The organism is Nocardioides cavernae (genome assembly GCF_013410035.1).
GTDB classification, from domain to species: Bacteria; Actinomycetota; Actinomycetes; order Propionibacteriales; family Nocardioidaceae; genus Nocardioides; species Nocardioides cavernae_A.
Window position 1 is genome coordinate 1,048,838 of sequence record NZ_JACCBW010000002.1, and the last position, 20,500, is coordinate 1,069,337.

Sequence of the window (20,500 nt, forward strand, 5' to 3'; positions counted from 1 at the left end):
GGCGTCAGGTGGAGAGCTCCGCCATCAACCGGTGGAGCCGCAGCGCGACCTGGAGCTCGAGCGCGCGTCCCGGCTCCTTCCACTGCGTGCCCAGCACCTCGGTGACCCGGTCGAGGCGCTGGTAGAGCGTGTTGGGGTGGATGTGGAGCGCCTCGCAGGTGCGGGCGTGGTGCCGGGCGTGCTCGAGGTAGTTCTCGAGCGTGGTCGCGAGGTCGCGCTGCCGCTCCCGGTCGTGGTCGAGCAGGGGGCCGATGGTGGTCCGGACGAAGGTCGCCAGCTCCTCGCGTCCGGACCCGCTGAAGAGCGAGCGGTAGAGCCCGAGGTCGTCGGCGGCCGCACACGTCCCGGGCCGGCCCAGCGCGAGCAGGAGGGCGGCGGTCTGACGAGCCTCCTCGTGCGCGGCGCGCACGCCCGCCAGGCCTCCCGCGGCCGCGGCCAGCCCGGTCGTGGGGGCCTCGCGCGCGGACAGCCGCGCGGCCGCCTCGCGCGCGTCCTCCACCCCGGTGGGCGCGAGGACGATGACCCGCCCGGCGTGCGTCGCGGACCAGCCGCGGAGGTCCGCGGCGAGGCGGGCGGCGTACGCGGTCGCGTGGGCGACGCCGACCGGCTCGGGCTCGACGACGGCGACGGCGGCGACGGCGCGCAGGTCGATGCCGACGGCGCGGGCGCGGCGTACGAGGCTGTCCTCGTCGGCGTCGGAGGAGAGGAGGGCGTGGACGAGCTCGCCCCGGGTGCGCAGCTCGGCCTCGGCGACGGAGCGTTCGGACGCGACGAGGACGGCGACCGTGGTGGCGCCGATGCGCAGGAGCCGGTGGGTGTCCTCGTCGGTCGCGCCGGCCGCGTCGGGAGGGCTGGCGACCAGGTCGCCCACGCGTCCGTCCGGCAGGTCGACGGGCACGACGAGGCCGTCGTCCGTGGCGCGCTCGCCGGCGAGCGTGCGCCCGTCCGCGTCGCGCACCTCGACCGTCAGCCCGGCAGCGCGATCGAGGGCGGCCACCACCTCGGGGAGGCCGCCTCCGCGGATGACGACCTCGTTGAGGACGTCGCGCAGGTCGCTGGCCCGCTGGCGGCTCTCGCTGATCTCGCGCAGGGTCGCGTTGGCCTGCCGCAGCTCGGCGGCGGCGGCGCGCTCCCGGTCGAAGAGGTCGGCGGTCCGCAGCGCGAGGGCGGCGTGGGCCGCCAGGCCGGCGAGCAGCTCGACGTCGTGGTCCACGAAGGGACGTGGCCGTCGCTCGGCGGCGAGCAGCACGCCGAGCGTGTCGTCGCCCACCACGAGCGGGACCCCGAGGATCCCGCCCAGCTGCTCGCTCTGGGCCGCGGACTCCGCCCCCTCCGTACGCCGGAAGCGGCTGTCGTGCAGGTAGTCCCCGCTCCACAGCGGCCGGCCCGTCGCGAGCACCTGGCCGCCCAGCCCCTGGGCGGGCGCGAGCTCGATGCCGCGCATCGCCGAGCCCATGGCGCCGTCGACGACCTCGATCCGCAGCCGGTCCCCGCGCAGGAGCATGATGTAGGCGACGTCGGCGCCGAGCAGCCGACGGGCCTGCCGGGCGACCTCGTCGAGGACCTCGCGGGTGTCGTGGAGGGCGGCCAGGCGGCGGGCCAGGTCGTTGAGCACGGAGAGCTCGTCGGCGCGACGACGCAGCTCCTCGAGCGACTGCACGTCGTCGTGCCGGGGACCCATCGCCCCATCCTCGTGCATGGGACGCCCGGGCGGTCTCAGCCCACGACCTTCCCGGGGTTGAGCACGCCGTGCGGGTCGAGCGCGCGACGGATCGCCCGGTGCATGTCGAGCACCGCGAGCGGGAGCTCGGCTGCGAGCCCGGCGCGCTTGAGGAGCCCGACCCCGTGCTCCCCGGTGACCGTCCCGCCGCAGGCGAGGGCCTCGCCGATGATGTCGTCGAAGGCGGCCTGCGCGCGCACCCGGGCCGCCTCGTCGCCGGCCGGCGTGATGATCAGCGGGTGCAGGTTGCCGTCCCCGGCGTGGGCGATGTTGGCGATGAGCACGTCGTGCTGCACACCGATCGCCTGGACGCGCGCGAGCATCTCCGGGACGCGACCCACGGGGACGCAGACGTCCTCGGTCAGCACGGGTCCCAGCCGCTCGAGCGCGGGATAGGCCAGCCGCCGCGCGGCGAACATCGCGTCCGCCTCGGCCTCGTCGTCGGACCGGGCGGCGAACGACGCGCCCGACGACTCGAACGACGCCAGCACGGCGTCGGCCTCCGCGGCCCCGGCTGCTCCCGGGGCGTCAACCCGCGCGAGGAGGATCGCCTCGCAGTCGGCGTCGATGCCCAGGTCCTTCCAGGCGTTGACCGCGTCGAGGCAGTGCTGGTCGAGGAGCTCGAGCGCCGAGGGCACGATCCCGGCGCGGGCGACGGCGGCGACCGCCTCGCCCGCGGCGACGAGGGAGCCGAAGAAGCCGACCACGGTCTGCTCCGGTGCCCGCGCCGGGCGCAGCCTGACCGTCACCTCGGTCACCAGCCCGAGCGTGCCCTCGGACCCGACGAGCAGCGAGACCAGGTCGTAGCCCGCCACGCCCTTGGCGGTCTCCCGCCCGACGCGGACCAGCTCCCCGGTGCCGGTGACGACCTCCAGGGCGAGCACGTAGTCGCCCGTGACGCCGTACTTCACGCAGCACACGCCCCCGGCGTTGGTGGCCACGTTGCCGCCGATCGTCGACCAGGGCGAGCTCGCCGGGTCGGGCGGGTACCAGAGGCCCTGCTCGGCGCACGCGGCGCGGAGGTCGTCGTTGACGACCCCGGGCTGGACGACGGCGAGCCGCTCGACGGGGTCGATGCGCAGCACCGCGGCCATCCGCTCGAAGCTGACGACGATCCCGCCGGCGACCGCGTTCGCGCCGCCGGACAGCCCCGTCCCGGCGCCACGGGGGACCACCGGTACGCCGTGCTCGAGGCACCAGCGGACGATGGTGCGTACGCCCTCCGAGCAGGTCGGCCGGGCCACGGCCAGGGGCTGCGCCCAGGGCGCCCACTCGGCCTCGTCGTGGCTGTAGCGCGCGGTGGAGGCCGGGTCGGTGAGGATCGTCCCGGCGGGCAGCAGGGCGGCGAGCCCGGCGACATCGGGGAGGTCGGCGGCGTCCGACTGCGGGCGTACGGCGGACAGGGTCATCGCACGGCCTTGATCGGGCGGACGAGGGCGGCGCCGAGCATCACGAAGACGATGCCGGAGACGAACAGGGCCGGGTAGCCGCCGGTGAGCGTGACCAGCGCGGCGGCGATCGAGGGGCTGAGCGCCTGGGGGAGGGTGGTCGCGAGGCCGAGGATGGCGAGGTCGCGGCCGGCGCTGCTGCCGCCCTGGAGCCGGGCCGGCAGCACCTCGGTCATGAGGGCGAGGTCGATCGAGATGTAGACGCCGAAGCCCAGGCCGAGCAGGAAGGCGTACGCCAGCACGCCGGTGGTGGTGGGGACGGCGAGCGGGATGGCCAGGGCCACCGACATCACGACGGAGGACCAGACGATGAAGGGTTTGCGGCGCCCGACCTTGTCGGAGAGCCAGCCGCTGCCGATCGCGGACAGCAGCACGCCCACCAGGAGGACGACGCCCATGGTGGCGGCGAACGAGTTGGACTCAGCGTCGCTGAGGCCGATGTAGTCGCGCAGGATGTAGAGGCCGTAGGTCTGGGCGCCGTAGAAGCCGATGACCATGAGGAACCGGGACGCGAAGGCCCACGCGAAGTCGGGGTGCTGGCGCGGGCTGACCCAGAAGCCGCGGAGGAACTCGCGGGCGCCGGTGCGCTCGCGGGGCAGGTGGGCGCTGGGCTCGTCGCGGTTGACGACGACGAAGACGCCGACGACGACCACGGCGAGCGCGGACAGCACGACGTAGGGGAGCATCCCCTGCGTCGCGGTGCCTCCGGCCACGACGACGCCCACGGCGTTGCCGATGGTGATGCCGACGCCGATCATCGCCGAGACGCCTCCCCGGCGTGCGGCCGGGTAGCGGTCGGGGACGATCGCGGTGGCCGCGGCCTGGAGCGTGTTGACGCCGACCTGGACCACCAGCCACACGAGCGCCACCGCCAGCACCGACTGGGCCAGCGGGAGGCCGAGCAGGAAGCCGGAGGTGAGGAGCGCTCCACCCACCATCCAGGGGGTGCGGCGGCCGAAGCGCGAGCGGGTGGCGTCGGAGAAGGCGCCGGCGAGCGGCTGGGCGAAGATGTTGGCGATGAAGGCCACCGTCGTGACGAAGGCGAGGTTGCCGACCTTCCCCGCCTCGTCGATGCCCGCCACGATGTTGGGCAGCAGGATGCCGTTGCCGCCCGAGTTCACCGCGAGCATCGCGACGTAGACCATCAGCAGGCCGAAGGACATGCGGCGCAGCGGCTGCCCTCCGGGGACGGGCGTCGCGGTCGGGGCGACGGGCGGGGCGGGTGTGGTGATCTCGGACAGCGCCATCGGGTGCTCCTGGCTCGGGGCGGCCTGGTCGCCGCTCCCGCCGACGCTACGGACGCCCGCGCCCACCGGCGACGGACGTGTTCTCCGTCACCGACCTCTCCCCATGGAGAGGATCTCCACGCTCAGCCGAACGGCCCGTTGATCCCGTTCGCCCCGTCGGTCGTCTGCTTGAGGTAGGCGGCGGCGAGGTTCTGCTGCCCGTGCACGCCGTGGGCGGTGCCGCGCGCCAGCTGGACGCCGGCGTCGATCGCGCCGTCGATGCCGCTGGAGAGGTGCCACGGCACCCACCGGTCCCCGACGCGGACCATCCGGACGAGGGGATCCTCACCGGCGGCCAGCCGACGGGCGTCCGCGGCGCAGACACCGATGACCCGGGCGACCCCGCCCGGCGGGGTCCACTCCACGTCCCGCATCGCGGGGCCGTGCCGCGGGTCGAAGAAGCACGGCTCGCGCCGCTCGGGGAGCGGGTCGCCGTCGCGGACCGCGATCACGGCGGCCCGGTGGTAGCGGGCGTCGGCGAGGACCTGCTCGATCGCGACCACGTCGTCCGCGGTCTCGCTCGTGGCGAGCCGGTGCTTGGCCTGCTCGTAGTGCTCCAGCGCGCGCCGGTAGTGCTCACGCGCCGCCGGGTCGAGGTCGTCGCCGAGGGTGTCGACGTGCAGGTCGGTCAGCTGCTCGCCGAGCACCGTGACGTCCTCGTCCACCACCTTGCGCGCGACGCGCCACCGGTCCTTCTCGACCAGCTCCTGCTCGCGCCTGCGCCTGCGTCCCCCGAACATGTCGCGCAGTCTGTCACCGATCCCACGGTCCGGGACCGGCGCCACCGCTCCCCTGTACGCTCGGAGATTCTGTTCCGTCGACCTCGGGGGAGGACACGCCATGACCAGGACCCGGCTGCGACCACGCCTGCTGGCCGCGCTCGCCGCGAGTGCCCTCCTGCTGCCGGTGCTGCCCGCGTCCGGCGCGTCGGCGGCCGAGCCGCGCAGGAAGGTCGAGGTCTGGTCGACCCCCGGCAGCACCGCGATCACCCTCACCGGCCACGGGTTCGGCCACGGCCACGGCATGTCGCAGTACGGCGCGCTCGGCGCCGCCCAGCAGGGCCTGGGCTGGCAGCAGATCAACGAGTTCTACTACCCCGGCACCACGTGGGGCGAGGTACGCGGCACGATCCGCGTGCTCATCACCTCCGACACCGGCCGCGACGTCCAGGTCGCCGCCGAGCGCGGCCTCAAGGTCACCAGCCTGTCCCGCACGCGGACCTGGCGGGTGCCGTCCTTCGCGGCGAAGAAGTGGCGACTCGTCGCGCAGGGCGAGCGCACCGCGGTGCAGTGGACCAAGGGCGGCCGCTGGCGGACGTGGAGGACCTTCCGCGGCGAGGCGGAGTTCACCGCCTCCGACGGGCTCCTCACGCTCGTCACGCCCCGCGGCCGGCACGACTACCGCGGCGCCCTGCAGTCCGTCGGCCCGCGCCAGGGCGGCAAGCGGCAGACGGTCAACAAGCTCGGCATGGAGGCGTACCTCCGCGGCGTCGTGCCGCAGGAGGTCCCCGCGCTCTGGACCCCCGCCGCCGTGAGCGCGCAGTCGGTCGCGGCGCGGACCTACGCGGCGTACGAGCGCTCCCACCCGGCCGCCGCGCACTACGACCTCTGCGACACCACCCAGTGCCAGGTCTACGGCGGCGCCGACGTCGAGCACCCCGCCGCGACCGACGCCATCCGCGCGACCGCGCGCCAGGGCCTCTTCTTCGACGGGCGCCCCGCGTTCACGCAGTTCTCCGCCAGCAACGGCGGGTGGTCCTCCGCGGGCTCGATGCCCTACCTGGTCGCGCAGCAGGACCCCTACGACGGTCTCGTGAACCCGACGTACTCCACGTGGACGACCACGATCGACGACACCCAGGTCGAGAAGCAGTGGCCCGACATGGGCGACCTCACCGGCATCGAGGTGATCGCCCGCGACGGCAACGGCGACTGGGGCGGTCGGGTCACCGAGATGGCGTTCGTCTTCGCCAACGGGCGCATCACGACCGACGGCGACGCCGTCCGGTCCGCCTTCGGCCTCTACTCCGACTGGTTCACCTTCAGCGTCACGCCGCGGCAGAAGGGTCCGGCCCGCCAGTGACGCGTTCCCACCGGCTGGCGGCGCTGCTCGGCGCCCTCGTGCTGGCCGCCACCGGCTGCACGTCGGGATCCGCCGACGACGGCGGCATCGACCTGCCCGACCCGGTGGTCGAGACCGAGGTCGCCACCCCGATCGACTACGTCGCCCTCGGGGACTCCTTCTCCGCCGGACCGCTCATCGGCACGATGCGCTCCGACCCGACCGGATGCGCGCGGTCCAAGGACAACTACCCCGCGTTCGTCGCCGACTGGCTCGACGTCACCTCCTACACCGACGTGACGTGCTCGGCCGCCACGACGGTGGACCTCTACGAGCCGATGCTCATGTTCGACGGCAACACCGCCCCGCCCCAGCTCGACGCCGTCACGAGGGGCACCGACCTGGTCACCCTCGGCATGGGCGGCAACGACTTCGGCATCTACGACTCGCTGATCCGCTGCCAGGGCAGCGCCGCCGCGGACTGCCCGGTCGCCCAGCTGCGCGACGACACCGGCAAGGTCGCCGCCCGGGTCGAGAAGGCCGTACGCCGCATCCTGAGGGCCGCGCCGGACGCGCGCGTCCTCGTCGTCGGCTATCCCGACATCCTCCCGACCGAGGGCACGTGCAACGCCGTCGGCGTGCCGGCCGACGTGCTCGGACCGGTCGCGGAGGTCGCGGGCCTGCTCAACGACGCCCTGGCCACCGGTGCCGAGGACGGCGGTGGCGAGTACGTCGACATCGAGGCCGTCTCCGAGGGGCACGACGTCTGCGCCAAGGGCCGCGCCTGGGTCAACGGGCCGCGGTTCCGCGTCGGCGTCGCGGCGCCGTTCCACCCGAAGATCAACGGCATGCGCGCCGTCGCCACCGAGGTCTTCCGCCAGGTGACCGGGGAGGACCCCGCCGAGGTCACGGAGTACGCCGAGCCCGACCCCGACGCGATCGTCCTCAACGCGGGGTAGCGGGCCCGGTGGGGAAGCGGCACGAACGGCACGTCTCGCACGTGCGGCAGATGTGGCCCCCGCGGACGGGCTGCGAGGGCGATGACCGCCGCACCTGCGCACGTGCGGCCGTGTGGCGTACGGACCCGCCGGGGCCCGGTCGGGCTCAGCCGATCACCAGCACCAGGTCGCCACCCTCGGCGGCCTTGGTCGAGGCGATCACCAGGCGCTGGACGGTGCCACCCACCGGCGCGGTGATCGACGCCTCCATCTTCATGGCCTCGATGGTCGCCACGGTCTGCCCGGCCTCGACGGTGTCACCCTCCGCGACCGTCGGGGTGACGGCTCCGTCGTAGGGAGCGGCGACGTGGCCGGTCGCCTTGGGGTCGGCCTTCTCGGCGGACGCGACCTCGGCGGAGATGCCGCGGTCGCGCACCTGCACCGGGCGCAGCTGCCCGTCGACGGTGGCGAGCACGTTGCGGAAGCCGCGTTCGTCGGGCTCGCTGATCGCCTCGAGGCCGAAGAGCATCTCGCGGCCCTCACGGACCCGGACGCGGTGCTCCTCGCCGCGGCGCAGGCCGTAGAGGTAGTCGATGGTGGAGACGCCGGCGAGGTCGCCGTACTTCTCCCGCGACTCGTGGAAGGCGGCTGTGGGCGCAGGGAAGAGCAGCTCGTTGAGCGTGGCGCGGCGGTCGCTGGCGAGGCTGGCCTGCTGCTCCTCGGTGAGGGTCTCGACCGGCTGCTTCCACGTCCTGCCCGCCAGCGCCTTGCTGCGGAACGGCTCGGGCCAGCCGCCGGGCGGGTCGCCGAGCTCGCCGTTGAGGAAGCCGATGACCGAGTCGGGGACGTCGTACGACGCGGGGTCGGCCTCGAACGCGGCCGGGTCGGCCTTCGCCGCGACGAGCGCGAGTGCGAGGTCGCCCACGACCTTCGACGACGGCGTCACCTTCACCACGTTGCCGAGGATGTCGTTGGCGGCGGCGTACATGTCCTCCACCTGCTCGAACTTCTCGCCGAGGCCCAGCGCGATGGCCTGCTGGCGGAGGTTGGAGAGCTGGCCGCCCGGGATCTCGTGGCGGTAGACGCGACCGGTCGGCGCGGGCAGGCCGGACTCGAACGGCGCGTAGACGCGGCGCACGGCCTCCCAGTAGGGCTCCATCGCGTTGACGGCCGCGAGCGAGAGACCGGTCTCGCGCGCGGAGTGGTCGGTGGCGGAGACCAGCGCGGACAGCGCCGGCTGCGACGTGCCGCCGGCCATCGAGGCGCAGGCGGCGTCGACGGCGTCGACACCAGCGTCGATGGCGGCGAGCAGGGTGGCGAGCTGCCCGCCCGGGGTGTCGTGGGTGTGCAGGTGCACCGGCAGGTCGAAGCGCTCGCGCAGCGCGGTCACCAGGGTGCGGGCGGCAGGGGCGCGGAGCAGGCCGGCCATGTCCTTGATCGCCAGGACGTGCGCGCCCGCCTCGACGATCTGGTCGGCGAGGCGCAGGTAGTAGTCGAGGGTGTAGAGCTTCTCGCCCGGGGAGGAGAGGTCGCCGGTGTAGCAGAGCGCGACCTCCGCGACGGAGGTGCCCGTGGCGCGCACGGCGTCGATGGCCGGGCGCATCTGGGAGACGTCGTTGAGGGCGTCGAAGATGCGGAAGACGTCGATGCCGGTGGCGGCCGCCTCGTCCACGAACGCCTCGGTGACCTCGGTGGGGTACGGCGTGTAGCCGACCGTGTTGCGACCGCGCAGCAGCATCTGCAGGCCGACGTTGGGGATCGCCTCGCGCAGGGCGGCGAGCCGCTCCCACGGGTCCTCGTTGAGGAAGCGGAGCGCGACGTCGTAGGTGGCGCCGCCCCAGCACTCCACCGACCAGAGCTGCGGGGTCGTGCGGGCGACGTGGTCGGCGACGGCGAGCAGGTCGCGGGTGCGGACCCGGGTGGCGAGCAGCGACTGGTGCGCGTCGCGGAACGTGGTGTCGGTGACGGCGACGCTCGTCTGCGCGCGCAGCCGGCGGGCGAACTCGTCGGGCCCGATCTCGCGCAGCTGCTGACGGGTGCCGTCGGGGACCGGCTGGGTCCGGTCGAGCGACGGGAGCTTGCTGACCGGGGAGACCGACACCGGCGCGGCGCCGTGCGGCTGGTTGACCGTGACGTCGGCGAGGTACTCCAGGAGCCGCGTCGCGCGGTCGCCGCCCACCTGCGCCTTGAGCAGCTGCGGGTGGTCCTCGATGAAGGACGTGGTGACCCCGCCGGCCGCGAAGTCGGGGTCGGCGAGCACGGCCTGGAGGAAGCCGACGTTGGTCGAGACGCCACGGATGCGGAACTCCAGCAGCGCGCGGCGGGCCTTCTGCACGGCCGCCTCGAACGTACGTCCGCGGCAGGTCAGCTTGGCGAGCATGGAGTCGAAGTGGGGGCTGATCTCGGCGCCGGTGTAGGTGGTGCCGCCGTCCAGGCGTACGCCCGGGCCGCCCGGCGAGCGGTACATCGTGATCTTGCCGGTGTCGGGCCGGAACCCGTTGGCCGGGTCCTCGGTGGTGATCCGGCACTGCAGCGCGAAGCCGCGCGGCTGGACCGAGTCCTGGGTCAGCTCGAGGTCCGCGAGCGTCGCGCCGGCGGCGATCCGCATCTGCGACTGCACCAGGTCGACGCCGGTCACCTCCTCGGTGACGGTGTGCTCCACCTGGATGCGGGGGTTCATCTCGATGAAGACGTACGTCCCCGACGGGTCGAGCAGGAACTCCACGGTGCCGGCGTTCTTGTAGCCGATCTCGCGGGCGAAGCGCACCGCGTCCTCGCAGATGCGCATCCGCAGCTCGGGGTCGAGGTCGGGCGCCGGCGCGATCTCGACGACCTTCTGGTGGCGGCGCTGGACCGAGCAGTCGCGCTCGTAGAGGTGGATGACACCACCCTCGGAGCCCGTCCCGTCGGAGAGGATCTGCACCTCGATGTGGCGCGGGTCGACCACGGCCTGCTCGATGAAGACGGTCGGGTCGCCGAAGGCACCCTCGGCCTCACGCATGCAGGTCTCGATCGCCTCGCGCAGGTCCGCACGGTCGTCGACGCGGCGCATCCCGCGCCCGCCTCCGCCTGCGACGGCCTTGACGAAGAGCGGCGCCGCGATCTGCTCGGCCGCTGCCAGCAGCTCCTCGACGTCGGTCGAGGGCGGCACGGACTGGAGGACGGGTACGCCCGCGGCCTTGGCCGCGGCGATCGCGCGCGCCTTGTTGCCGGTGAGGGTGAGCACGTCGGCGCTGGGACCGATGAAGGTGATGCCGGCCGCCGCGCAGGCCTCGGCGAGCGCCGGGTTCTCCGACAGGAAGCCGTAGCCGGGGTAGATCGCGTCCGCGCCGCAGTCGACGGCGACCTGGACGATCGCCTCCGGGTCGAGGTAGGCACGGACCGGGTGTCCGACCTCACCGATCTGGTAGGCCTCCTCGGCCTTCATCCGGTGCTCGGACCCGCGGTCCTCGTGGGGGAAGACGGCCACCGTGCGCGCACCGATCTCGCGCGCTGCACGGAAGGCCCGGACTGCGATCTCGCCACGGTTGGCGACGAGCACCTTGGAGAACATGGGCCGAACGCTATCCAGCCCGGGCCGTGAGGTGGGTCACCTGTCCGCGACCCGGTCGCCTCAGGCGGCGCGCGTCGAGTCCTGGGCGCGCCACCAGGCGACCGTGGCCGCGAGGCCCGCGTCGAGCGAGGTGGGGGAGAGGCCGAGGCGTGCCTCGCTCGCGCTCGAGTCGACCACGAACGGGTCGGTGAACATGTACGCCGTCTCGGTCATCTCGCGCGTGCCGCCGTGGACCAGCGCCACGGACCTCAGCGCCCACATCGGGATCGTCGACATCCGGGGGACGGGCACGCCACCTGCGGCGGCCGTGCGCTCGACCAGCTGCCGCTGCGTGAGCGCCGGAGCGGTCGGGGCGTGCAGGAACGAGTTCCAGAGGTCCTCGCGACCGGCCGCGACGACCATCGCCGCGGCGAGGTCCGGCACGTAGGTGAAGGAGTGGGGCTGGTCGAGGCTGCCGAGCACTCGCATCGTCCGGCCGGCCAGCACGGTCGGGACCATCCGCTCGCCGGCGTGAGCCGTGCGGACGAGGGGCCCGTAGAAGTCGGACGCCGCGACGCTGACGGTAGGCGTCGCCGACGCCTCGCGCTGGGCGAGCAGCTCGGTGCGTACGCCGAGCTTGCCCGTCGTCGCGGAGCGCGGCGTGTCCTCGGTGATCGGCCCGCTCACCGGTCCGTAGGAGTAGAGGCTCTCGGGGAAGGTCACGACCGCACCGACGCGGCCGGCGGCGTCGAGGACCGCCTTCTCCGCGCGGGGGAGCTCCGCGCGCCAGACCTTCGCGTCGTAGGCCGAGCCGTGGATGCAGTGGTGCACCGCGACGGCTCCGGCGAACGCCTCGGCGAGCACCTCGGGACGCGAGACGTCGACGCGGCGGCGGTCGATGAGGGGGTGCACGGGGCCGCTCCCCGAGCGGGTGAGCAGGCGGACCCGGTGGCCGGCCTCCGCCAGCTGCAGGGCGATGGTCGAGCCGACGGGACCGGCTCCGGTGACGACGTGGACGTCGGGCATGGGGTTCTCCTCGTGAAAGAGAGAGCGGTGCTCTCGGTTCGTCCAGCATGCACTGCGCCATCCAAGAAAGCAAGAGCAGTGCTCTCATTCGTCACGAATGCTCTCGAATGTGCGATGATCCGGTGCATGGAGTCCGCCTCGACCCCCCGCAGCCGGGCCCGGGAGCAGACGATGCGCGACATCGTCCGGATCGGTCGGCAGCACCTCGCGTCCGACGGTGCTGCCGCCCTGTCGCTCCGGGCCGTGGCGCGCGACCTCGGCCTCGTGTCGTCGGCCGTCTACCGCTACGTCGCGAGTCGCGATGACCTGCTCACCCTGCTGGTGGTCGACGGCTACGACGAGCTGGGCGACGCCGTCGACCAGGCGCTCGCCGGCGTCGAGCGCGAGGACCACGTGGGACGCATGGCGGCGATCGGCCGCGCCGTCCGGGCGTGGGGGCTCGCCGAGCCGGCGACGTACGCGCTGCTCTTCGGCAGTCCCGTGCCGGGCTACGAGGCGCCGGCGGAGCAGACGACCGGACCGGGCACGCGCGTCGTCGTACGCCTCGTCGAGGTGTGGGAGGACGCCTGGCAGGCGGGGCGGATCGGGCTCGACGACTCCCCGCTCGCGCCGCGCCGGCTCACCCGCGACCTCGCCCGGATCCGCCGCGAGATGGGCCTCAGCGCCCCCGACGCGTTGCTGGCCCGGGGCCTGTTCGCCTGGGCCGCGCTCTTCGGCTGCGTGACGTGGGAGGTCTTCGGCCAGTACGGCACGGCGACGCTCACCGACCCCGCCGACCTCTTCGAGCAGCACCTCGACGCGCTGGTGGAGGCCGTCGGGCTGGCGAGAGCCTGACGGTCAGCGGGCGAGCGCCCGCCCGACCGCGCGTCCGGAGAAGATGCAGCCCCCGAGGAAGGTGCCCTCGAGCGCGTTGTAGCCGTGGACGCCGCCGCCCCCGAAGCCGGCGACCTCGCCCGCGGCGTACAGGCCGGGGACGACGCTCCCGTCGGCGGCGACGCACTGGCCGTCGAGGTTGGTCTCCAGGCCGCCGAGGGTCTTGCGCGAGAGGATGTTGAGCCGCACCGCGATCAGCGGGCCGTGGGCGGGGTCGAGGACCTTGTGGGGCTTGGCGACGCGGATCAGCTTGTCCGTACGGCTGCGGCGGGCGTTGTGGATCGCCATCACCTGGATGTCCTTGGAGAAGGCGTTGTCGACCTCGCGGTCGCGGGCGACGACCTGCCGCTCGAGGTCGTCGACGTCGAGCCTCGGGCCGCGGGCGAGCTCGTTCATCCCGGTGACCAGCTCGTCGAGCGTCGCGGCGACGACGAAGTCGACCCCGTGCTCCTTGAACGCCTCCACCGGGCCGGGTGCGCCCTTCGCGAGGCGGGTCTTCGCCAGGAACTTCAGGTCCTTGCCGGTGATGTCGGGGTTCTGCTCGGAGCCGGAGAGCGCGAACTCCTTCTCGATGATCGACTGGGTCAGCACGAACCAGGAGTAGTCGTGGCCGGTCGCGAGGATCTGCTTCATCGCACCGATCGAGTCCGCGCCGGGTACGCCCGACATGCCCTCGAGGCGCTTGCCCGTGGCGTCGAACCACATCGACGAGGGACCGGGGAGGATGCGGATCGCGTGGTCGGGCCAGACCGGGTCCCAGTTGTGGATGCCCTCGACGTAGGCCCACATCCGGTCCCGGTTGACCATCGTGGCGCCCGCGGTCTCGGAGATGGCCTGCATCCGGCCGTCGACGTGCGCCGGGACGCCGGAGATCAGGTGCTCGGGCGCCGGACCGACGCGCTCGGTGGGCCAGCTGCGCCGCATCAGCTCGTGGTTGTGCCCGATGCCGCCGCTGGTCACGACCACCGCCGCGGCGCGGTGCTCGAAGTCGCCGACCGCGTCGCGGCTCGACTTCACGCCGCGTTCGGCGTCGTCGTCGGCCAGGACGGTGCCGCGCACGCCGACCACGGTGCCGTCCTCGACGACCAGCTCGTCGACCTGGTGGCGGAACGCGAGGCGTACGAGCCCCCGGGCCTCCGCCTCCTGCACCGGCTCGACGAAGATCCGCACGACCTCGGGGCCGGTGCCCCAGGTGAGGTGGAAGCGGGGGACCGAGTTGCCGTGGCCGGTCGCGCGGCCGTCGCCCCGCTCCGCCCACCCGACGAACGGCAGCGACCGGAGCCCGAGGGCGTGGAGGTAGTCCCGCTTCTCGCGGTTGGCGAACTCGACGTACGCCTTCGCCCACTGCAGCGGCCAGTGGTCCTCACCGCGTCCGGGGCCGTCGGTGCCGTCGCCGAGGCGGTCGAACTGGGCCGAGCCCTGCCAGTCCTGCCAGGCGAGCTCGGGGGAGTCCTTGATGCCCATCCGGCGCTGCTCGGGGCTGTCGACGAACAGCAGGCCGCCGAGGGACCACCACGCCTGGCCGCCGAGGTTCGCGCGGTTCTCCTGGTCGAGGACCAGCACCCGCTTGCCCGCGAGGGCGAGCTCGTGGGTCGCGACGAGGCCGGCGAGCCCGGCGCCGACGACGATGACGTCGGGGGTGAAGTCGGTCATGGCTGCTCCTGCGGGTAGTGGCTGACGATCATCTCGGCGAGCAGGCGCAGGGCGCGCTCGACGGTGCGGCCGGGCGGGGCCGCGGGGTCGGGGTCGAGGGCCGAGAACGCCAGCCCGTCGAGCATGTTGACCACGATGCTGAGCACGGCGGCGAGGTCGTCGGCCGGCAGGCGGTCGGCCCACAGGTCGGCCGCCGCGACGAGCATCTGGGACTGGAGCGACTCCCGGGCCGGGTGCAGCGCGGCGCGGAGGTCGGCGTCGGCGCGGGCCGCGACGAGGAGCTCGCGCCAGGTCTGGTTGGCGGGGGAGAGGACGACCCCGCGCAGGTGGGTCAGCACGACCGCGACGTCCTCGACGGTGTCGACGCCTTGCGCGACGGTCGCACGGAACTGCGCCACGTTGCGGGTCGCGACGTGCTTCGCCGTCGCCACCAGCAGCGCCTGCCGGGTGGGGAAGTGGCGGAAGAGCGCCCCCTGGCTCACCCCCGCCTCGGCGCAGACGGCCGCGGTCGAGGTGGCGGCGTACCCCCGCTCGGCGAGACAGCGCACCGTCGCGTCGAGGAGGGCGGTGATGGTGCCCTCGCGGCGCTCGGCCTGGGTGCGCCGGGAGGGCGTGGTGGTCACACCGCAGAGTGTGACATAGAAAGTGAGTGCTTGCTATCTAACTGTCTCAGCGGTGCGTGAGCCACGAGGTGAGGCGCGGACACGTGGCTCACGCACCGCTCGGGTGCGCGTCAGTCCTTGATCTCGCAGATCACGGCGCCGTTGGTGACGGTGGCGCCGACCTCGGCGGCGAGGCCGGTGACGGTGCCGGCCCTGTGGGCCTTGAGGGGCTGCTCCATCTTCATCGCCTCCATGACGACGATGGTGTCGCCCTCGGCGACGGCCTGGCCGTCCTCGACGACGACCTTGACGATGGTGCCCTGCATCGGCGAGGTGACGGCGTCGCCCGACGCGGCGGCGCCGGCCTTCTTCGCGGCACGCTTGCCGGCCTTCTTCGCACCGCCCCCACCCGGGCCCGTCGCGGCGAGTCCGCCCAGGCCGGCGAGGTTGCCGGGCAGGACGACCTCGAGGCGCTTGCCGCCGACCTCGACGGTGACCTTCTGCCGCTCGCCCTGCTCCTCGGCCTCGGCGGCGTCTCCGGCGTACGGCTCCAGCTGGTTGTCGAACTCGGTCTCGATCCACTGGGTGTAGACGGTGAACTCGCCCTCGCCGGACGGGTTGGACGGGCCGACGTAGGCCGGGTCGCGCACGACCGCGCGGTGGAACGGGATCACGGTCGGCATGCCGTCGACGACGAACTCGTCGAGGGCGCGGCGCGAGCGCTCGAGGGCCTGGGTGCGGGTGGTGCCGGTGACGATGAGCTTGGCGATGAGGGAGTCGAACGAGCCGGGGACGGTCTCGCCGTTCTCGTAGCCCCCGTCGAGGCGTACGCCGGGGCCCGACGGCGGTGCCCACGCCGAGAGGGTGCCGGGTGCGGGCATGAAGTTGCGGCCGCCGTCCTCGGCGTTGATGCGGTACTCGATGGAGTGGCCCCGGATCTCGGGGTCGTCGTAGCCGAGCTCCTCGCCGGCGGCGATGCGGAACATCTCGCGGACGAGGTCGATGCCGGTGACCTCCTCGGACACGCAGTGCTCGACCTGGAGGCGGGTGTTGACCTCGAGGAAGGAGATGGTGCCGTCCTGGGCCACGAGGAACTCGCACGTCCCGGCGCCGTGGTAGCCGGCCTCCTTGAGGATGCGCTTGGAGGAGTCGTAGAGCTCGTCGAGCTGCTCCTGGCTGAGGAACGGCGCGGGCGCCTCCTCGACGAGCTTCTGGTTGCGACGCTGCAGGGAGCAGTCGCGCGTCGAGACGACGACGACGTTGCCGTGCTGGTCGGCCAGGCACTGGGTCTCGACGTGGCGCGGCTTGTCGAGGAACTTCTCGACCAGGCACTCGCCGCGACCGAACGCGGTCACGGCCTCGCGGACCGCGGACTCGTACGCGTCGGGGATCTCTTCCAGGGTGCGGGCGACCTTGAGCCCGCGCCCGCCGCCGCCGAAGACGGCCTTGATGGCGACCGGCAGGCCGTTGGCCTTCGCGAACTCGACGACCTCGTCGGCGTCGGCGACCGGGTCCTTGGTGCCCGGCGCGAGCGGCGCGTTCGCACGGTCGGCGATGTGCTTGGCCTTCGCCTTGTCGCCGAGCGCCTCGATCGCGGCCGGTGGGGGACCGATCCAGACCAGCCCGGCGTCGATGACGGCCTGGGCGAAGTCGGCGTTCTCGGCGAGGAAGCCGTAGCCGGGGTGGACGGAATCTGCACCGGTCTTCTCCGCGACCGCGATGATCTTGGCGATGTCGAGGTACGACTCGGCGGGGGTCGCCCCGCCGAGGGAGTGGGCCTCGTCGGCGAGCCGGACGAAGAGGGCGTCGCGGTCGGGCTCGGCGTAGACCGCCACCGAGCCGATCCCGGCGTCCTTGCAGGCGCGGATGACGCGGACGGCGATCTCGCCGCGGTTGGCGATGAGGACCTTCTTCAAGCTCACGCGAGGACTCCTTGACGGCGACTCTGGTGGGGCGGCACGGCGACCGGGCGCGTACCGCTCGGCAGGCTACCGCGCCCGGACCGCGGTACGTCCGCTGCCCGATGTGACGGAGACCACCCGCGGGTTAGCGATCGTTAACCAACCCGGATAGGCTGCTGCCATGACCTACGAGCTGTCCCCCGAGCACGAGCAGTTCCGTCGCAGCGTCCGTGACTTCGCCGAGGCGGAGATCGCCCCGCACGCCGCGCAGTGGGACCGCGACCACCACTTCCCGACCGACGTCGTGCAGAAGATGGGCGCGCTCGGCCTGATGGGCCTCACGGCCCCGGAGGAGTTCGGCGGCGCCGGGATGGCGGGGGAGGACGGCGGGTTCACGTCGCTCTGCCTGGCGATCGAGGAGGTCGGCCGTGTCGACCAGTCGATGGGCATCACCCTCGAGGCCGCGGTCGGCCTCGGCATCAACCCGATCCTGACCTACGGCACGGACGAGCAGAAGAAGACCTGGCTGCCCGACCTCGTCGCCGGTGAGACGCTCGCCGGCTTCGGCCTCACCGAGCCGGGCGCCGGCTCCGACGCGGGGGCCACCCGGACGAAGGCCGTCCTGCAGGACGGCGAGTGGGTCGTCGACGGCGCCAAGCAGTTCATCACCAACTCCGGCTCGTCCATCACCTCGCTGGTGACGGTCACCGCCCGCACCGGCGAGCGCGCCGACGGCCGCCCCGAGATCTCGACGATCATCGTCCCGTCCGGCACCCCCGGCTTCACCGCCGAGAAGGCCTACGACAAGCTCGGCTGGCACGCCTCCGACACCCACCCGCTGTCCTTCGACGGCGCCCGCGTCCCCGAGGCCAACCTCCTCGGCGAGCGCGGCCGCGGCTACGCGCAGTTCCTGGCCACCCTCGACGACGGCCGGGTCGCCATCGCCGCGCTGGCGGTGGGCTGCATCCAGGCCTGCCTCGACATGTCGGTGCAGTACGCCGGCGAGCGGCAGACGTTCGGCGGCCCCATCGGCCGCAAGCAGGGCCTCGCCTTCCAGGTCTCCGACCTCCAGGTGATGCTCGACGCCTCGCGCCTGCTGACCTACAAGGCGGCCGCGATGAAGGACGCGATGGACGCCGGCCGCGACGTCTCGATGGCCGCCTTCAAGCAGGCGGCGGCCGTGGCGAAGCTCTACGCCACCGAGTCCGCGGTGACCGCGACGCGGATCGCGACCCAGGTCTTCGGCGGCTACGGCTTCATGGAGGAGTACCCCGTCGTCCGGTTCTACCGCGACGCCAAGGTCCTCGAGATCGGCGAGGGCACCTCGGAGGTGCAGCGGATGCTCATCGCCCGCGGGCTCGGCCTGCCCGTCGAGTGACGCGGTGATCTCCGCCTCCCGGCGGATCCCGCGCGCGGGGTGGCGCTCTACCCTCGCCCCATGACCGGTCCGAGCCAGCGCGTCCTGACGTGGTTCGGCGTCGACGACCCGTGGGAGCGCCCGCGCCCGCCGATCGGCCGCCAGGACGTCGTCCTCGCCGCGAGCGTCGAGGCCGTCAGCCTGCTCGCCCTCGAGCTGGTGCGCAGCTCCGGCGGCTTCGAGCACACCGACGCCCCGGTGTGGGCGCAGTGGCTGGCCGTGTCGACGGGGGCGTTGCTGCTGCTCGGGCGCCGCCGGTGGCCGTTGGCGATCGCGCTGGTGGCCGCGGTGCACATGTTCGTCGCGGGCGTCACGATGCCCGAGGTGATGGGGCAGGTGTCGCTCCAGATCGTCTACTTCGTCGCGCTCCTGTCGGGCGTGGCGTACGCCCGTGACCGCCGTGCGATGGTCGTGGTGATCGGCGCGATCGTGCTCTTCATGTTCGCCTGGATCACCTGGCAGTTCGCGGTGGGCTCGGGGATGCAGGACTGGCTCGAGGACGAGGGCCTGACCGAGGACGTCGGCTTCTTCCCACCGATCCCGGCGGCGGTCGCGATCACCCTGCTGATCAACGTCATCTACTTCGGTGGTGCCATCGCCGGAGGCGGCGTGTCGTGGCGCGCGGCACGCCAGCGGCACCGGCTCGTGGAGCAGGCGACGACCATCGCCGCCCAGGCCGGCCGGCTGCGCGAGCAGGCCGTGATGGACGAGCGGCTGCGCATCGCCCGCGACCTCCACGACGTCGTCGCCCACGGCGTCTCGGCGATGGGCATCCAGGCGGGCGCGGCGCGACGGGTCCTCGACCGCGACCCCGACGCCGCGCGTACGGCCCTCAGCCACGTCGAGCAGGCCTCCCGCGACGCCGTCACCCAGATGCGCCGCCTGCTCGGGACGCTGCGCGAGGGCACCGGCGGCGCCGGTGAGGAGCGTGAGGGCCGTACGCCCGAGGCGGGCGTCGCCGACCTGCCCCGGCTCGTCGCGGAGGCGTCCGGCGCGGGCCTCGACGTCACGCTCGACGTGGTCGAGGCGCAGGACGACGCCGCCGGCCGGCTGCCGCGTGGCCTGGGCCTCGCCGTCTACCGCACCGTGCAGGAGGCCCTGACCAACGTCCGGCGCCACAGCACCGCCGACACCGCGTCCGTCGTCGTCCGAGTCGACGAGGTCGCGTCGTACGCCGAGGTGGAGGTCGTCGACAACGGCCGCCCGCGCCACGGCACCTCCGGCAGCGGGCTGGGCCAGCTCGGCATCCGGGAGCGGGCCGCCACCCACGACGGCCAGGTCGACATCGGCCCCCGCGTCACCGGCGGCTACCGCGTCCGCGTCCGCTTCCCGCTGGGAGCCCGGCCATGACCGACGACCCGACCGACCGGCTGAAGGTGCTGCTCGTCGACGACCACGCGATGGTGCGATCGGGCTTCGCGATGGTGCTCTCGGTCGAGGACGACATCGAGGTCGTCGGCGAGGCGGCCGACGGCCTGCAGGCGATCGAACGGGCCCGCGCGACGAGGCCCGACGTGGTGCTGATGGACGTCCAGATGCCGCGGATGGACGGCATCGAGGCCACCCGCCACCTCGTGGCCGACGACCTGGGCCACGTCGTCATCGTGACCACCTTCGACCGCGACGACTACCTGTTCGACGCCCTCCAGGCCGGGGCGAGCGGGTTCCTGCTGAAGAACGCCGGCCCCGAGCAGCTCCTCGACGCCGTACGCGCGGCCGGGCGCGGCCACGCCCTGCTGGCACCCGAGGTGACCCGCCGCGTCATCGGCCGGATGGCCGGCGGCGCGGCGGACGCCCCGGACCGACCCGAGCCCGCTGCGCTGGCCCACCTGACCGCGCGCGAGCGCGAGGTCCTCGTGCTGCTCGGTCGGGGCCTGTCCAACGGCGAGATCGCGGCCGAGCTGGTGCTGGGCGAGGCGACGGTGAAGACCCACGTGTCCAACGTCCTCGCCAAGCTCCACCTGCGCGACCGCGTGCAGGCGGTCGTCTACGCCTACGAGGCCGGCCTCATCCTCCCGACGGAGGAGTGAGGCCGTCGCCGCT

Annotated in this window: 15 protein-coding genes; 6 read left to right on the forward strand and 9 right to left on the reverse strand. The window is 73.4% G+C overall.

The genetic code is table 11. From position 1 onward, the window contains the following. Positions 1 to 4 precede the first annotated feature (4 nt). The 4 genes from F4692_RS12530 to F4692_RS12545 form a co-directional block, all read right to left on the reverse strand. Positions 5 to 1,681, reverse strand: a complete 1,677-nt coding sequence (locus tag F4692_RS12530) for a helix-turn-helix domain-containing protein (RefSeq protein ID WP_179619952.1) — start codon at positions 1,679 to 1,681, stop codon at positions 5 to 7. Between the two features lie 35 nt (positions 1,682 to 1,716). Further along, positions 1,717 to 3,129 (reverse strand): FAD-binding oxidoreductase, encoded by a 1,413-nt coding sequence (locus tag F4692_RS12535; protein WP_179619953.1) that lies wholly within the window; start codon positions 3,127 to 3,129, stop codon positions 1,717 to 1,719. After that, complete coding sequence (locus F4692_RS12540) at positions 3,126 to 4,415, reverse strand: MFS transporter (RefSeq protein ID WP_179619954.1); 1,290 nt, start codon at positions 4,413 to 4,415, stop codon at positions 3,126 to 3,128. The genes F4692_RS12535 and F4692_RS12540 overlap by 4 nt, the downstream gene beginning before the upstream one ends. A 122-nt stretch (positions 4,416 to 4,537) precedes the next feature. Continuing rightward, positions 4,538 to 5,194: a hypothetical protein gene (locus tag F4692_RS12545; protein WP_179619955.1), complete on the reverse strand. Its 657-nt coding sequence runs from the start codon at positions 5,192 to 5,194 to the stop codon at positions 4,538 to 4,540. Between the two features lie 100 nt (positions 5,195 to 5,294). On the opposite strand from F4692_RS12545, the gene F4692_RS12550 reads away from it, so the two are divergent. Together F4692_RS12550 and F4692_RS12555 are read left to right on the forward strand one after the other, a co-directional pair. Continuing rightward, positions 5,295 to 6,536, forward strand: a complete 1,242-nt coding sequence (locus F4692_RS12550; protein ID WP_179619956.1) for a SpoIID/LytB domain-containing protein — start codon at positions 5,295 to 5,297, stop codon at positions 6,534 to 6,536. Further along, positions 6,533 to 7,474 (forward strand): SGNH/GDSL hydrolase family protein, encoded by a 942-nt coding sequence (locus F4692_RS12555; protein ID WP_179619957.1) that lies wholly within the window; start codon positions 6,533 to 6,535, stop codon positions 7,472 to 7,474. The genes F4692_RS12550 and F4692_RS12555 overlap by 4 nt, the downstream gene beginning before the upstream one ends. A gap of 145 nt (positions 7,475 to 7,619) precedes the next feature. On the opposite strand, the gene F4692_RS12560 is transcribed toward F4692_RS12555, so the two are convergent. Together F4692_RS12560 and F4692_RS12565 are read right to left on the reverse strand one after the other, a co-directional pair. Continuing rightward, a complete protein-coding gene (locus tag F4692_RS12560) occupies positions 7,620 to 11,006 on the reverse strand; it encodes a pyruvate carboxylase (RefSeq protein WP_179619958.1) in 3,387 nt (1,128 codons plus the stop codon). Positions 11,007 to 11,066: 60 nt separating this feature from the next. Continuing rightward, positions 11,067 to 12,011: an NAD-dependent epimerase/dehydratase family protein gene (locus F4692_RS12565; protein ID WP_179619959.1), complete on the reverse strand. Its 945-nt coding sequence runs from the start codon at positions 12,009 to 12,011 to the stop codon at positions 11,067 to 11,069. Between the two features lie 126 nt (positions 12,012 to 12,137). On the opposite strand from F4692_RS12565, the gene F4692_RS12570 reads away from it, so the two are divergent. Next, positions 12,138 to 12,845: a TetR/AcrR family transcriptional regulator gene (locus F4692_RS12570; protein ID WP_179619960.1), complete on the forward strand. Its 708-nt coding sequence runs from the start codon at positions 12,138 to 12,140 to the stop codon at positions 12,843 to 12,845. Positions 12,846 to 12,848: 3 nt separating this feature from the next. On the opposite strand, the gene F4692_RS12575 is transcribed toward F4692_RS12570, so the two are convergent. From F4692_RS12575 to F4692_RS12585, 3 genes are all read right to left on the reverse strand, one after another. Beyond that, entirely contained in the window at positions 12,849 to 14,537 is a 1,689-nt protein-coding gene (locus tag F4692_RS12575; protein WP_179619961.1) for an FAD-binding dehydrogenase, read from the reverse strand. Then, positions 14,534 to 15,160: a TetR/AcrR family transcriptional regulator gene (locus tag F4692_RS12580; protein WP_179619962.1), complete on the reverse strand. Its 627-nt coding sequence runs from the start codon at positions 15,158 to 15,160 to the stop codon at positions 14,534 to 14,536. The genes F4692_RS12575 and F4692_RS12580 overlap by 4 nt, the downstream gene beginning before the upstream one ends. A gap of 110 nt (positions 15,161 to 15,270) precedes the next feature. Beyond that, entirely contained in the window at positions 15,271 to 17,061 is a 1,791-nt protein-coding gene (locus tag F4692_RS12585) for an acetyl/propionyl/methylcrotonyl-CoA carboxylase subunit alpha (protein WP_308645285.1), read from the reverse strand. Positions 17,062 to 17,221: 160 nt separating this feature from the next. Here F4692_RS12585 and F4692_RS12590 point away from each other — a divergent pair, with 160 nt between their 5' ends. From F4692_RS12590 to F4692_RS12600, 3 genes are read left to right on the forward strand one after another with little or no spacing between them, the layout of a single operon-like run. Beyond that, entirely contained in the window at positions 17,222 to 18,418 is a 1,197-nt protein-coding gene (locus F4692_RS12590; protein WP_179619963.1) for an acyl-CoA dehydrogenase family protein, read from the forward strand. A gap of 60 nt (positions 18,419 to 18,478) precedes the next feature. Beyond that, positions 18,479 to 19,807 (forward strand): sensor histidine kinase, encoded by a 1,329-nt coding sequence (locus F4692_RS12595; RefSeq protein ID WP_179619964.1) that lies wholly within the window; start codon positions 18,479 to 18,481, stop codon positions 19,805 to 19,807. Further along, positions 19,804 to 20,487, forward strand: a complete 684-nt coding sequence (locus F4692_RS12600) for a response regulator (RefSeq protein WP_179619965.1) — start codon at positions 19,804 to 19,806, stop codon at positions 20,485 to 20,487. The genes F4692_RS12595 and F4692_RS12600 overlap by 4 nt, the downstream gene beginning before the upstream one ends. Positions 20,488 to 20,500 lie beyond the last annotated feature (13 nt).

Bases quoted from the DNA above. Each gene is read 5' to 3' on its own strand.
- F4692_RS12530 (WP_179619952.1), bottom strand. From the start codon at position 1,681: ATGGGTCCCCGGCACGACGACGTGCAGTCGCTCGAGGAGCTGCGTCGT.
- F4692_RS12535 (WP_179619953.1), bottom strand. From the start codon at position 3,129: ATGACCCTGTCCGCCGTACGCCCGCAGTCGGACGCCGCCGACCTCCCC.
- F4692_RS12540 (WP_179619954.1), bottom strand. From the start codon at position 4,415: ATGGCGCTGTCCGAGATCACCACACCCGCCCCGCCCGTCGCCCCGACC.
- F4692_RS12545 (WP_179619955.1), bottom strand. From the start codon at position 5,194: ATGTTCGGGGGACGCAGGCGCAGGCGCGAGCAGGAGCTGGTCGAGAAG.
- F4692_RS12550 (WP_179619956.1), top strand. From the start codon at position 5,295: ATGACCAGGACCCGGCTGCGACCACGCCTGCTGGCCGCGCTCGCCGCG.
- F4692_RS12560 (WP_179619958.1), bottom strand. From the start codon at position 11,006: ATGTTCTCCAAGGTGCTCGTCGCCAACCGTGGCGAGATCGCAGTCCGG.
- F4692_RS12565 (WP_179619959.1), bottom strand. From the start codon at position 12,011: ATGCCCGACGTCCACGTCGTCACCGGAGCCGGTCCCGTCGGCTCGACC.
- F4692_RS12570 (WP_179619960.1), top strand. From the start codon at position 12,138: ATGGAGTCCGCCTCGACCCCCCGCAGCCGGGCCCGGGAGCAGACGATG.
- F4692_RS12575 (WP_179619961.1), bottom strand. From the start codon at position 14,537: ATGACCGACTTCACCCCCGACGTCATCGTCGTCGGCGCCGGGCTCGCC.
- F4692_RS12590 (WP_179619963.1), top strand. From the start codon at position 17,222: ATGACCTACGAGCTGTCCCCCGAGCACGAGCAGTTCCGTCGCAGCGTC.
- F4692_RS12595 (WP_179619964.1), top strand. From the start codon at position 18,479: ATGACCGGTCCGAGCCAGCGCGTCCTGACGTGGTTCGGCGTCGACGAC.
- F4692_RS12600 (WP_179619965.1), top strand. From the start codon at position 19,804: ATGACCGACGACCCGACCGACCGGCTGAAGGTGCTGCTCGTCGACGAC.